The sequence below is a fragment of the Schinkia azotoformans LMG 9581 genome (genome assembly GCF_000307855.1).
Lineage (GTDB): Bacteria > Bacillota > Bacilli > Bacillales > Bacillaceae_J > Schinkia > Schinkia azotoformans.
The window spans coordinates 96,542-109,664 of record NZ_AJLR01000152.1; the positions used below are offsets into that span (position 1 = coordinate 96,542).

The 13,123-nt window shown below is 41.7% G+C and carries 14 protein-coding genes; all 14 read right to left on the reverse strand.

Annotated elements, in window-relative coordinates; genetic code table 11:
- Positions 1–2: 2 nt before the first annotated feature.
- Positions 3–1,052, reverse strand: a complete 1,050-nt coding sequence (locus BAZO_RS20200; protein ID WP_003333355.1) for an NADH-quinone oxidoreductase subunit C — start codon at positions 1,050–1,052, stop codon at positions 3–5.
- Positions 1,053–1,055: 3 nt separating this feature from the next.
- Positions 1,056–1,577 (reverse strand): NADH-quinone oxidoreductase subunit B, encoded by a 522-nt coding sequence (locus tag BAZO_RS20205; RefSeq protein ID WP_003333357.1) that lies wholly within the window; start codon positions 1,575–1,577, stop codon positions 1,056–1,058.
- A complete protein-coding gene (locus BAZO_RS20210; RefSeq protein WP_003333358.1) occupies positions 1,568–1,942 on the reverse strand; it encodes an NADH-quinone oxidoreductase subunit A in 375 nt (124 codons plus the stop codon). Before BAZO_RS20210 ends, BAZO_RS20205 begins: the two co-directional genes overlap by 10 nt.
- A gap of 374 nt (positions 1,943–2,316) precedes the next feature.
- Positions 2,317–2,718 (reverse strand): F0F1 ATP synthase subunit epsilon, encoded by a 402-nt coding sequence (locus BAZO_RS20215; RefSeq protein WP_003333359.1) that lies wholly within the window; start codon positions 2,716–2,718, stop codon positions 2,317–2,319.
- Between the two features lie 80 nt (positions 2,719–2,798).
- Positions 2,799–4,211 (reverse strand): F0F1 ATP synthase subunit beta, encoded by a 1,413-nt coding sequence (gene atpD / locus BAZO_RS20220; RefSeq protein WP_003333360.1) that lies wholly within the window; start codon positions 4,209–4,211, stop codon positions 2,799–2,801.
- A 95-nt stretch (positions 4,212–4,306) separates the two neighbouring features.
- Positions 4,307–5,167 (reverse strand): F0F1 ATP synthase subunit gamma, encoded by an 861-nt coding sequence (locus tag BAZO_RS20225; RefSeq protein WP_003333361.1) that lies wholly within the window; start codon positions 5,165–5,167, stop codon positions 4,307–4,309.
- Positions 5,168–5,324: 157 nt separating this feature from the next.
- Positions 5,325–6,833 (reverse strand): F0F1 ATP synthase subunit alpha, encoded by a 1,509-nt coding sequence (gene atpA / locus BAZO_RS20230; protein WP_003333362.1) that lies wholly within the window; start codon positions 6,831–6,833, stop codon positions 5,325–5,327.
- A gap of 17 nt (positions 6,834–6,850) precedes the next feature.
- The gene (locus tag BAZO_RS20235; RefSeq protein ID WP_003333363.1) at positions 6,851–7,396 is read right to left on the reverse strand and encodes a F0F1 ATP synthase subunit delta; all 546 of its coding nucleotides are present in this window, start codon (positions 7,394–7,396) and stop codon (positions 6,851–6,853) included.
- On the reverse strand, positions 7,393–7,917 hold the full coding sequence (gene atpF / locus BAZO_RS20240; RefSeq protein ID WP_003333364.1) for a F0F1 ATP synthase subunit B: 525 nt from the start codon (positions 7,915–7,917) through the stop codon (positions 7,393–7,395). The genes BAZO_RS20235 and atpF overlap by 4 nt, the downstream gene beginning before the upstream one ends.
- Positions 7,918–8,186: 269 nt before the next feature.
- Positions 8,187–8,405, reverse strand: coding sequence for a F0F1 ATP synthase subunit C (atpE, locus tag BAZO_RS20245; RefSeq protein WP_003333365.1), 219 nt, complete (start codon positions 8,403–8,405; stop codon positions 8,187–8,189).
- Between the two features lie 54 nt (positions 8,406–8,459).
- Positions 8,460–9,170, reverse strand: a complete 711-nt coding sequence (gene atpB / locus BAZO_RS20250; RefSeq protein ID WP_003333367.1) for a F0F1 ATP synthase subunit A — start codon at positions 9,168–9,170, stop codon at positions 8,460–8,462.
- Between the two features lie 17 nt (positions 9,171–9,187).
- The gene (locus BAZO_RS20255) at positions 9,188–9,595 is read right to left on the reverse strand and encodes an ATP synthase subunit I (protein ID WP_003333368.1); all 408 of its coding nucleotides are present in this window, start codon (positions 9,593–9,595) and stop codon (positions 9,188–9,190) included.
- 59 nt (positions 9,596–9,654) lie between these two features.
- Positions 9,655–9,852: an AtpZ/AtpI family protein gene (locus BAZO_RS20260; RefSeq protein WP_035196026.1), complete on the reverse strand. Its 198-nt coding sequence runs from the start codon at positions 9,850–9,852 to the stop codon at positions 9,655–9,657.
- A gap of 532 nt (positions 9,853–10,384) precedes the next feature.
- The gene (locus BAZO_RS23270; protein WP_003333370.1) at positions 10,385–12,643 is read right to left on the reverse strand and encodes a S8 family serine peptidase; all 2,259 of its coding nucleotides are present in this window, start codon (positions 12,641–12,643) and stop codon (positions 10,385–10,387) included.
- Between the last annotated feature and the right edge of the window lie 480 nt (positions 12,644–13,123).

The window sequence follows — 13,123 nt, forward strand, 5'->3', positions numbered from 1 at the left end:
TGCTACACCTCCACATCATACTGCTCGTAGTCTTTACGAAGTGGGTGTCCTACCCAATCGTCTGCAAGCATGATTCTAGTTAAATTAGGATGATTCGTATATGTGATTCCCACAAGGTCATAGGATTCTCTTTCCGGCCAGTCGGCACCAGGCCATAATGGTGTTAAGGAATCAATCACCGGGTTGTCACGATCAATTTTTACTTTTAAAGCAACGGATTGACGATTTTTATAAGAGTAAAGATGGTTGTAGACTTCCATATGTTTCACGAAGTCTGAACCATGGTGCTCTGATAAATAGTCAAATCCAAGCTGTTCATTGTATTTAAGGAATTCGGCGATCTTGTAATATGTGTCTGGCTTTGCAACCAATGTAGGTACATCTTGAGATAGCTTGTTTATGTAAGCATCTTCTAATACGTCTTCGCCTAAATGGTCTTTGATCACCTTAATATATTTATCTAAATATGGTTGGTTTGGTGATGGTGCTTCCGGTGGTGTTTCTGCACCTACTGCTTCAGCGGCTCCGCCAGCTTTGGCTTTTGCGGCAGCTACAGCAGCAGCTTTCGCTTTCGCAGCAGCGATTGCTTTCGCCTTTTCATCGTCACCGCCAGCTGCGGCTCCCGCGCCTCCTGCAGCAGCTTTGGCCTTTGCGGCAGCGGCTGCAGCGGCTTTTGCTTTCGCAGCGGCAATGGCCTTCGCCTTATCATCCGTACCTTCTGGTAACGCTGTGGCACCCTCTGCTTGGAATGCAGCTTCTGATGCTGCTGATTTTGCTTTTGCAGCAGCGGCAGCCTTTGCTTTTGCGGCTGCGGCAGCTTTCGCCTTCGCAGCAGCGGCGGCTTTCGCTTTGGCATCTGCTCCTGCTGCGTCAGCACTTACTTCTGCTGGGGCTTCACTTTCAGCCGTTTGTGCTTCCGCTCCACCTTGTTGTTTCGCTAACGCAGCGGCTTTTGCCTTTGCAGCCGCAGCAGCTTTCGCCTTCGCGGCAGCAGCAGCTTTTGCTTTTTCAACAGCCTCTTTCTTCAATTGCTCTAAATCCTTGTCACTCATGGATTACATCACCCGCTTTCCAGTCTTAGCCTCTAGGCGGATTTTTTCTTCCAATTTATGCAAGCCGTAAAGTAAAGCAGCTGGGTTTGGAGGGCAACCTGGTATATATACATCAACCGGCACAATTTGGTCTACACCTTTTACAACTGCGTAAGATTTCACATACGGTCCGCCTGCAGTTGCACAAACACCCATCGCAATAACCCATTTTGGTTCAGGCATTTGATCGTAAAGACGACGCAAGATCGGTGCCATTTTTTTCGTAACAGTACCAGCAACAATCATACAGTCCGCATGACGTGGGGAAGCACGGAAGACCTCTTTACCAATACGAGAAATATCAAAGTGCGCTCCACCTGCAGCCATCATTTCGATTGCACAACAAGCGAGCCCGAAGGTCATTGGCCAAATTGAACCTCTACGAGCCCATGCTTTAATTTCTTCTACTGTAGTCAAAAACACATTGCGTTTGAACTCTTCTTGTTCTTCCGGTGTAATATCCGCTAAATTTAAATTTAAATCCACTTTAACACCTTCTTTTTCCAAGCGTAAATTAAGCCGATAATAAGCATAACAACGAAGATTAACATCTCAATTAATGCGAAGATTCCCAACTTATCATAGGCAACCGCCCACGGATATAAGAAGATTGTCTCCACATCAAAAATAACAAACATTAAAGCAAAAATATAATAACGTACATTAAACTGAACCCTAGCTTCATGGAAAGGTTCTAGACCACTTTCGTAGGTCGTCCTCTTTTCTGCCGTAGGATTATACGGTCTCAGGAATCGACCAAATGTCAGTGCTCCGACAGGTAGTATAATACCTAACAATAGAAAGACAACTACAATTAAATAATTGTTTTGGTACAGAAACAAACTGTCCATACCATCCCCCCCAAATCGGTTTATTCTTAAATACTCACACCGACCTTATTATAGCAAATAGCTAAAATTGTGTCGACCAAACGTCAAAAATATCGTAAAAAAACATGAACTTCATCTCGGAAATATTGACATTTATTCTACTATGTGATTAAGTCTGTGCAATTTATCACATAATTATTTTTATTTCATGAAAAAAATGTGAATACAGTTCTTGTCATTATTATTTTGACGTAATATTTTGTTTCATTATGTGAAACTATGTTGCTAAAAAAACTAAAGAAGGATCGAATTTGATCCTGCATTAGGTTTTTTACAACTAGATAACATAAATAAATCCCGCCACTTATGAAAGTGGAGGGATCTACTGAATAATATTAACGTCCGCCAACATCTAAACGATTGATTGCACGTTTTAATGCAAGTTCGGCACGTTTGAAATCAACGTCGTCTGTTTTTGCTTGTTGTAAACGGCGCTCTGCACGTTCTTTCGCTGCACGAGCACGATCTATGTCTATACTTGTAGCCAATTCAGCTGCTTGAGCTAGAATTGTCACTTTTTCAGGTCTTACTTCAACGAAGCCACCACTAACAGCAACTTTGTCAGTGTTGTTGCCGTTCTTAAGACGAACAGCACTAATAGTTAACGGGGCAACCAACGGAATATGGCCTGGTAAAATACCAAGTTCACCGCTTACTGCTTTTACACTAACCATTTCAACATCTGTTTCAACTACAGCGCCATCAGGAGTAACTACACTGACTTGAATTGTCTTCATTAGATAACCTCCTATTCTAGAGGTGAGTTGTAAGATGTGAGAAATGAGATTCTCTCATTTCCCATTTCTCACTTCTAGATTTAAGCCATTGCTTTTGCTTTTTCAACAACTTCTTCGATACGTCCAACTAGACGGAATGCGTCTTCTGGAAGATCGTCGTATTTACCTTCAAGGATTTCCTTGAAGCCACGAACCGTTTCTTTTACAGGTACATATGATCCTGGTTGACCTGTAAACTGTTCAGCAACGTGGAAGTTTTGAGATAAGAAGAATTGGATACGGCGAGCACGTGCAACGACTAACTTGTCTTCGTCGCCTAGTTCATCCATACCTAGGATTGCGATAATATCCTGTAATTCTCTGTATCTTTGTAATGTTTGCTGTACTTGACGAGCAACATTGTAATGTTCTTCACCAACAATCTCAGGTGATAATGCACGAGATGTAGATGCTAATGGATCCACCGCTGGGTAAATACCCATCTCAGAAAGCTTACGCTCAAGGTTAGTTGTTGCATCTAAGTGAGCGAAAGTTGTTGCTGGCGCTGGGTCAGTATAGTCATCCGCTGGTACATAGATCGCTTGGATTGATGTAACTGAACCTACGTTAGTAGATGTGATACGTTCTTGTAATTGACCCATTTCAGTAGCTAGTGTTGGTTGGTAACCTACGGCAGATGGCATACGTCCTAATAGGGCAGATACCTCTGAACCTGCTTGTGTGAAACGGAAGATGTTATCGATAAAGAATAACACGTCTTGTCCTTGCTCATCACGGAAATATTCAGCCATTGTCAAACCAGTTAAGGCAACACGTTGACGTGCTCCAGGTGGCTCGTTCATCTGACCAAATACCATCGCTGTTTTCTTGATAACGCCTGAATCACTCATTTCGTGGTAAAGGTCATTACCCTCACGAGTACGTTCACCTACACCAGCGAAAACTGAGATACCGCCGTGCTCTTGAGCGATGTTGTTGATTAATTCCTGGATTAATACGGTTTTACCTACACCGGCACCACCGAACAAACCGATCTTACCACCCTTGATATAAGGAGCAAGAAGGTCTACTACTTTAATTCCAGTTTCTAAGATTTCAACTTGTGTTGATAATTGTTCAAATGTTGGTGCTTGACGATGGATTGGATCTCTGCGAGCCTCTGCAGGAATCGGTTCGTTAAGGTCGATTGCTTCTCCTAATACGTTGAATACACGACCTAGAGTAACGTCACCAACTGGTACTGAGATTGGTGCGCCAGTATCTACTGCTTCGATTCCGCGAATTAAACCGTCAGTAGAGTCCATCGCAACTGTACGTACTGTATCGTCACCAAGATGAAGGGCAACTTCTAATGTTAAGTTGATATCCACTTCTGATGCAGTACGCGCTTTATGTTCAATTCTAAGGGCGTTGTATAATTCAGGAAGCTTGCCGCTTTCGAATTTTACGTCTACAACTGGACCCAAAATTGCTGTTATGCGTCCTTTATTCATCGCTTTTCCTCCTAACAGATTTGTTCACTATGAACATTCCGTTCTATTCAGTACTAGTGAGTCAGGTGTTTGCCTGGCTGCACTTAAAGTCAGTACTATTCTAATGCTGCTGCCCCACCGACGATTTCGGTGATTTCTTGAGTAATTGCAGCTTGACGTGCACGGTTGAATAACAATGTAAGTGAATCGATAAGCTCACCAGCGTTATCAGTAGCACTTTTCATTGCAGTCATACGCGAAGCATGTTCACTAGCTTTACCATCGAGCAGCGCTCCATAAATTAAACTTTCAGCATACTGCGGAAGCAGTGTTTCTAAAATTTCTTCTTGAGATGGTTCATACTCATATGAACTTAAGCCAGTATTGCCTTCAGCAAGGTCTGTTAACGGTAAAAGCTTTTTCACCGTTAATTCTTGTGAGATCGCACTAACAAAATGGTTATAGTACATATAAAGTTCGTCATAAGCCCCATCTGTAAACATACCAACTGCTTGGTTAGCTATTTCTTTAATATCTGAGAATACGGGCTGGTCTGCTAAACCAGTGATTTCTTTGACAACCGGCATATTTCTCTTCTTAAAGAAGTCACGTCCCATACGTCCAATTGCAACAATCGTGTATTCATCAGTTGATTTATGACGTTCTTGAATTTGTCGTAATACAGCACGTAAAACGTTACTGTTATAAGCACCAGCTAAGCCACGGTCAGATGTGATTACTAGATAGCCAGTCTTTTTAACCGGTCTTGATTCTAGCATTGGATGGCTGACACCTTTACTTCCAAGGGCTATGCTTGTTACAACCTCTTGCATTTTTTCCATGTACGGATAGAATGATTTAGCGTTTTCTTCAGCACGGCTTAACTTAGAAGCTGATACCATGTGCATCGCTTTTGTGATTTGCATCGTTTTCTTTGTTGATGTAATACGACCTTTTATTTCGCGTAATGAAGCCACTCGTTTCACCACCTTTTTCTCGTGGTAAAGGGGCCGGGCCTTGCGAGGCTCGCGCCACCTTTATTTATTTTTAAAATAAGATAATCTCTGTATCGTTGTCTAGCTACAGCGACCAGCGACTAGTAAACTTCGCTAAACGGTCGCTTCCGCTTTTCTATTATTCAGATATTGCAAATGTCTTTTTGAAGTCATTGATTGCAGCAGTAATGTCTGCATCAGCAGGCAATTCTTTTGTGCTCTTAATAGTTTCAAAAATTTCTTTGCGGTTATGTTCAATCCATGCATATAGTTCTTGCTCGAAACGGCCAATATCTGCTACTGGAATTTCGTCAAGGAAGCCTTTTGTTAATGCATAAAGGATTACGACTTGCTTTTCAACAGCAAGCGGCTTGTTTAAACCTTGCTTCAATACTTCTACAGTACGAACACCACGGTTTAATTTTGCTTGTGTAGCTTTATCAAGGTCTGAACCGAATTGTGCGAATGCTTCTAACTCACGGAAAGAAGCAAGGTCAAGACGTAATGTACCTGATACCTTTTTCATCGCTTTAATTTGGGCAGAACCCCCTACACGTGATACTGATAGACCTGCGTTGATCGCTGGACGTACCCCTGAGAAGAACAAGTCTGATTGTAAGAAGATTTGTCCGTCTGTAATTGAGATAACGTTTGTTGGAATATACGCAGAAACGTCACCAGCTTGTGTTTCGATGAATGGAAGTGCCGTCATTGAACCGCCGCCTAAATCATCGTTAAGTTTTGCTGCACGCTCTAGTAAGCGTGAGTGTAAGTAGAATACATCCCCTGGATACGCTTCACGACCTGGAGGACGACGTAATAACAATGAAAGTTCACGGTATGCTGATGCTTGTTTTGTTAAATCATCATAGATGATTAAAACGTGCTTACCGTTGTACATGAATTCCTCACCCATTGCTACACCTGCATATGGAGCAAGGTATAATAATGGAGCTGGTTGTGATGCAGATGCTGTTACAACGATTGTGTAATCTAATGCACCGTTTTTACGTAATGTTTCAACAACACCACGAACTGTTGATTCCTTTTGACCAATTGCAACGTAAATACAAATCATATTTTCGTCTTTTTGGTTTAAGATTGCGTCGATTGCTACTGATGTTTTACCAGTTTGACGGTCACCGATGATTAACTCACGTTGTCCGCGTCCGATTGGTACAAGAGCGTCAATCGCTTTAATACCAGTTTGTAATGGTTCATGTACTGATTTACGAGCCATAACCCCTGGTGCTTTTTGTTCGATTGGACGAGTTTTTGTAGTTTCAATTGGGCCTAAGCCGTCAACCGGTAAACCTAATGGGTTTACTACACGTCCTAATAATTGCTCACCTACAGGAACCTCCATGATACGGCCTGTACGACGAACTTCGTCACCTTCACGAATTTCAGTATATGGTCCAAGAATAACGATACCAACGTTGTTTTCTTCTAAGTTTTGGGCAAGACCCATTACTCCGTTAGAGAACTCAAGAAGTTCTCCCGCCATTGCGTTATCAAGACCATGAGCAAGTGCGATACCGTCACCGACACGGATTACAGTACCAACATCATTCACTTCGATTTCAGACTGATAATTTTCGATTTGCTTTTTTATCAGTGCACTAATTTCTTCTGCTTTGATGCTCATGAATTTCACCCCTACTTCTAGCGTTGTGCTGATAGTAATTGACGTTCAATACGGTCAAGCTTACCTTTTACACTGCCATCATAAATTGTATTTCCGATTCGTATCTTGACACCGCCAATTAGGCTGTTGTCTACGATATTTGTAATGCGTAATTCTGATTTGCCAATTTTCTTTGCAAAAACTTCTGAAAGTGCTTTTTCTTCATCAGCATTTAATGGACGGACTGAGAATACTTTCGCATCCGCAATACCGCGTGCATCATTAGCTAAAAGGAAATATTGTTCAGCCACTTCTAGAAGGATTTCTTCACGTTTGCGATCGATTAAAAGAAGAATCATGTTGATCACAGTTTGTGATGCATCTTTGAATACTTCTTTTACTAACGCTTTTTTCGTGTCTTTTGCAATCTTTGGATGTTTTAAGATTGTAAGAAATTGTGGATTTTCAGCCACTACTTTTTCGACAACCTGTAATTCTTGTTCTAATTGCTCTAATTCGTTACGTTCTTTTGCTAATTGGTAAAGAGCGACGGCATAGCGACCAGCGACAGCGTTTTGACTCATCGTGCCTCGCCTACCTCTTTGATGTACTCATCGATCAGTTTTTGTTGATCTTGTTCATTTAACTCTTTTTCAATAACTTTAGATGCAATTAGTACTGATAATGTAGCCACTTGCTCACGTAAAGCTGAAATAGCTTGGTCTTTTTCTTGCTGTATTTCTTTTACAGCAGCATCTTTTAGACGTGTTGCTTCAACTTTAGCAGCTTCGATAATATCTTTTTGTTGTTGCTCGCCAAGTTTCTTAGCGTTTTCGATTAATTCAGCAGCATCTTGACGTGCTGTTTTAAGTGCTTCAGCTTGTTGTGCTGCAACCTTTTGGGCTTCTTGACGAGCTTTTTCTGCTGCTTCGATTTCGTTAGCAATATGCTCTTCACGTTTTTTCATAATTCCCATTAATGGGCCGAATGCAAACTTACGAAGTAAAAGTAATAGAATGATAAACGATGCAAGCTGGAAAACGATATCACCTGTGTTAATACCTTGCGCACCAGCTGATGCTAATACTAAAAAGTCTAATGACACTGTATTTCACTCCTTTCAATACGTGCCTACTCATCATGAAAATGAATAATGCGATTTAGCTTTGTTTCTAGTTTTAATCGGAATGCTTTTTCGGTTGAATTTTTAGATGAAATTTCTCGAAAAACTCCGAATTAAGTTTGTGATTAGTCTTGGAACTAGGTCCCCATAAAGGAATGGCGAAGGATCTCGCTTAGATCGATCTTTCGCCATTATGAACTAAGGTCCATGATCCTTGATGCTTTAATTTGCTGTTGTATGGGTTCTTTTTATTAAGCGTTTTGGCCCATTACGATGAACGCGATAACTACCCCGATGATCGGTAATGCTTCTACTAACGCAACCCCGATAAACATTGTAGTTTGAAGTCTACCTTGAAGTTCTGGTTGACGAGCGATTCCCTCAACTGTACGTCCAACGATAAGACCGTTACCAATACCAGCACCTAGTGCCGCTAAACCTACCGCAATTGCAGCTGCTATTAAATTCATTTAAAAGTCCTCCCTTTTTCCTATGAAAAGTTTTATTATAATAGAGTTTTTATATTAATGGTCCATGCTCACTTTATGAGACAAGTAAACCATTGTTAACATTGTAAAAATAAATGCTTGGATTGTACCTACGAAAATACTGAATCCCTGCCATGCAAGCATCGGTAAAATACCACCGATTGCACCGCCGACACCACTTGACATTAATCCTGCCAGTAAACCTAGTAAAATTTCACCTGCGTAGATGTTACCATAGAGACGCAGACCGAGAGTTAGAGTGTTTGCAAACTCTTCGATGATTTTTAGTGGGAATAAAAACTTCATTGGAGCGAAGAATGTTCCTCCATAATGTTTTGCCCCTGTTAACTTAACACCGTAATAATGGGATAGACCTACGACCATTACAGCTAAAGTTAATGTGATTGTTGGGTCTGCTGTAGGTGATTTCCACCACAGAACGCCATCAATCGATACTGAGAATGGTAGACCTAACATATTTGATACAAAGATGTACATAATGATTGTTACGCCCAATGTTAGGAAACGACCACCCGTTTGCCAGTCCATTGTATTCCCGATGATCCCTTTGACGAAGTCCAAAACCCACTCCATAAAGTTTTGCATCCCAGTTGGGCGGAGTTGTAAGGATTTTGCGCCAGCAGTTGCAAGTAAAAATACAATAATTGAAGCAATTGTGATCATAAGGACGTTGGCTAAATTAAATTGAAGTCCTAAAAATGTTACTATTGGAGCACCATGTTCCAAATTGTTTCACCTCTCTTTCAGTTTTTCCGGATGGATTGAAAAAGAAAATCTATCATAATGACGAAATGGTTTGTCATTAATCCTATAATCACGGCTACTAGGCTAAACGTTTCCGGGTAGCGCATTGCGATAAGAACTGCCAGCGCGGCAGCTGCTAGTCTGTTCAAAGATCCAAGAGACTTGACTCTCTTTTTCTTTTCATCTTCTTTTTTGTTCGCATTGTCGACGATGGTTTGTCCCATTCGGTTAACCTTGCTATGCATCGACCATAAATTGTATGTACTGATAAGAGTTCCCAGTATTAGCCCTAAAAAAATGTGAGGGTATGGCGTAAAGCCCCATCCTATCACAAATATTGCTAGTAGATTAATAATAATCTTAAGTTCTCTGATGAAAATTTGCTTGTATTCTTTAATATTCATCATGTCTCCCTTTTTTCAAGGCTTAGGCTTAAGATGGCTTAAGGCTTTGGGTGAGAATATGTTTATTTTTGATCATCGTTCACATTGAACTTCTTGATAAGCTGCAACATGCTATAGATGCCAGTCGCCAATCCTAGAAATAGACCTAAAATTAAAAATAATGGCAGCGTCCCTAACTCGGCATCCAGCCATTTTCCTAAAAATAAACCTATTAAGATTGAGCCAACCAATTGGGCAGAAATGGCGGACATAAGCGCCATCGCCTTATAAGGATTTCTAGGCCGTTTCTCATCACGCAAGGAAAAACACTCCTTCCGCTAAAGTTTTTTCAATTCACTGACAAATATATACATATTTTGCTCCCTTTTCACACCTTTTTTAGCATACAATAGGGCACTTTTAATGTCAATCCATTTTAAGTGAAAATCGTCACATATATGTCAAAATTTCGGAAGCAGCCCCTTCAGTGCCCTGTGAGAGGTATTTTCGACGTTGGGAACTGGTCGGTGGTACCTCACTGTCGCTGTACTATCATCGCTTTCCCCAGGGTACTCTTTCCCCCTTCCACCCAGCTTTAAACCTGTTTTTTGGGTAATTTGGTCAACAGATTGTCCATAAAAAGGGCTTTTCGTTAATTTAATATGCTTTTTTCATAACAATACAACCAATCTGTGAGAAAAAGGTTCGTTTTTATAATGAAATTACACTAAATTACCTTTATTTAATAATTCTACACATGGAAGTTCGGAAATGTCCCCCTCACAGGGCTGGCACCACTGCCAGCCCTTCTATTCACTTCCCCTCCCCAATGGTTATCCTACTTTGTTGCACTCCTTCTTTGCCGTTTTGTATTGCATAGACAATACAAATGTAATCCCCGTCGGCGAATGGAATGTCGTCTCGCTTCAGTTCAGCCTCTAGTAAACCTCTGTTCACATTTCTTTCCTGGACTAGGTGTCCGACGTAGGTTAAAGTCAGCGGATCGAAGAGGGCAACTCCTAATTCCTCCGCTCCTTCTGGTAAGTAGAGTTCGTATTTATAAACATCATCCGCCCCACTCTCCTTCTCGAATGAAAAGCCCATGACCCGTGGATGGTCCGCATCTCCGACAACAAATAGATATGGGAGTAGAATTTCGTCATCACTGCTTGACTCTACTTTTACATTTCCGTAGTGAATGCCATCCGTTATCTTATTCGAATCGACAGTCACAGCTACAGTCACGATTCTCTTTTCCAGCGGTTTTAACGAAAAGGATAAAGGCAGCCTCCAGTGTACTCCTTCCTTCAAGTTAGGAGTGGCGAATGATATTTTTTCAGTTTGACTAGATTTATTTTCTAGCGTTATCTTTACCGACTTCTCAATCATTCCGCTATTTGGCACAATCGATCCCAACGCCAATGACCCAGGATATGCCAACACCTTCGCATCCACCGCTTTCTCGACCTGAATCCGACCGGCCCCCTGCTCGTATGGGTTGTACATTCGACCCACATCATCGAAAATCGGTTTTGCTGTATTCATCAGCGCCGCCTTTACTTGCTCTGGATTCCAATCAGGGTGAGCCTGCTTAATTAACGCCGCCGCTCCAGCAACATGCGGTGCAGCCATACTTGTCCCTTGCAATGAAATGTAACCGTTCGGGATTGTGCTTTTAATTTTCACACCCGGTGCCACCACATCGGGCTTGATTCCCCAAGTGTGCGTAACCGGACCGCGTGAACTGAAATTGGCCAATTGGTCCTGCACCTTCCTCATTTTTGTCGCCGCCCACTCATGTCCTTTTTCCAGTTCGTCTTTTATAAAAAGTCCGTCCTCCCGGGTGAGCGCTACAACCGGAATCGTGATTGCCTCCTCTAGTCCTCCTGAAAAAGTTCCTTCCTCATTGTTAAAAATCAACACTGCTTTCGCGCCCTTTTTATAGGCATTATTAACCTTTTCCGTAAAAGATATTTCTCCTCTTTCGATTAAAACAATTTTGTCTTTGACATCCGGGAATTCTGTTGGGTATCCTAGTCCGCCGAAAACGATTTTGTGGCTTTTTGTTAGGTTCCAAGGTACGGAGCCTTGAAGTGGCTGAAGGATAAAGGTTTTGTTTGGAACCAACTCCAGCTCTAGTACAGGAATCTCAAGCGGCGGAGTCGAAGCACCAACTGAAATTGCTTTTTCCGAAGTGCCTGGCGAGCCTACCGTCCACAACCCAGGGCCGGAGTTTCCATTTGAAGTTACCGCAATAACTCCTTTTTCCACCGCCTTATCGAGTGCCATGCTCGTCGGATAATCCGGACCGTTGACTGAGCTGCCAAGCGATAGATTAATAATGTCCATTCCATCCTCGACCGCTTTTTCAATGGCGGCAATGACTTGATCGGATGTTCCGACACCACCCGGACCGAGCGCACGATAGGCATAAATTTCAGCATCGGGTGCTACCCCAAGGTACTTTCCGTTGGCACCAATGATTCCAGCCACATGTGATCCGTGCAAGGTAGCCTCCCCTTGGCTTTTCACCGTTTCCATCGGATCCTCGTCCTCATCGACAAGGTCAAACCCACCTTGATAATTTCGTTGCAAATCTCCATGAGTATAATCAATGCCCGTATCGATAACACCGACCTTCACACCTTTACCTGTCAGGCGCCGACCCTTCTGATCGAATTCACCGCGGAGAAGCATTCCACCGATGAAAGGCACACTTTGATCAAGCTCAACTTTATAGGTACTTGTATGATGCACCTCTTTAATCCCGGGCTGCCGTTTTATTTTTTCAATATCTTCCTCGGTTCCAACAATCGATGCACCTTGAAGGACCGTATCAAACACCTTGTCTAGTTTTACATTTGGATAATTGGCTTTTATTTTCTTAAGTACTTCTTGGTCTTCAACTTCAATGATGAACTTTTTGGATTGATTCTTTTCTGGAGGGGTTACGTTTATTTTAATTGGTTTTATTTTCGGAACATTCGTATGGATTTGATGTGCATAAGTATGCGTAAGTTGACTTGATAAAAGCAGGTTGACGAGGGTCAAACTAATGATAGTTTTTAGCATTATAGCACCACACTCCTTAATCGATTATTGTGTCACTATAATGGTATTTTTATGTAAAAATTTATTAATCGGAGTGTGACAAGGTTTTTGGACTGTATCAATAGTTTTAAATATAGTTAGTAGAGCGAGGGTAGTAAAGTTGACCTTTTCAAAGATAAAATAATAATTTATAAGGAACATATAATTTCCTGTTTACCTATTTCGAGTTTCTTCCTATTATATATAGCAAATTTTTTGCAAAATCCAACTACTTGGCAACTGCAATGAAACACCATTAGCCATTTTTTTGAAACAGGTTTTTTGTGTGGTTTTTTTCTTCTTCGTTAAAACGCTTTCATTCTTAAGCGCATTATTAAGCAAAAGTAATTGCGGGACGGAGAACCCGACCCCATGTCCCACTCAACATTGTCTAGCTCCAGCGCCTATCGCCTAGCAAACTTCAGGTCTCCTCCCTACGATGAGTCAACTAAGAATTGCTAA

Coding starts and splice junctions, on each gene's coding strand:
- BAZO_RS20210 (WP_003333358.1), bottom strand. CDS start 1,942: ATGGACAGTTTGTTTCTGTACCAAAACAATTATTTAATTGTAGTTGTC.
- BAZO_RS20215 (WP_003333359.1), bottom strand. CDS start 2,718: ATGAAGACAATTCAAGTCAGTGTAGTTACTCCTGATGGCGCTGTAGTT.
- BAZO_RS20260 (WP_035196026.1), bottom strand. CDS start 9,852: ATGGCGCTTATGTCCGCCATTTCTGCCCAATTGGTTGGCTCAATCTTA.
- atpA (WP_003333362.1), bottom strand. CDS start 6,833: ATGAGCATCAAAGCAGAAGAAATTAGTGCACTGATAAAAAAGCAAATC.
- BAZO_RS23270 (WP_003333370.1), bottom strand. CDS start 12,643: ATGCTAAAAACTATCATTAGTTTGACCCTCGTCAACCTGCTTTTATCA.
- BAZO_RS20200 (WP_003333355.1), bottom strand. CDS start 1,052: ATGAGTGACAAGGATTTAGAGCAATTGAAGAAAGAGGCTGTTGAAAAA.
- BAZO_RS20255 (WP_003333368.1), bottom strand. CDS start 9,595: ATGATGAATATTAAAGAATACAAGCAAATTTTCATCAGAGAACTTAAG.
- BAZO_RS20235 (WP_003333363.1), bottom strand. CDS start 7,396: ATGAGTCAAAACGCTGTCGCTGGTCGCTATGCCGTCGCTCTTTACCAA.
- atpD (WP_003333360.1), bottom strand. CDS start 4,211: ATGAATAAAGGACGCATAACAGCAATTTTGGGTCCAGTTGTAGACGTA.
- atpE (WP_003333365.1), bottom strand. CDS start 8,405: ATGAATTTAATAGCAGCTGCAATTGCGGTAGGTTTAGCGGCACTAGGT.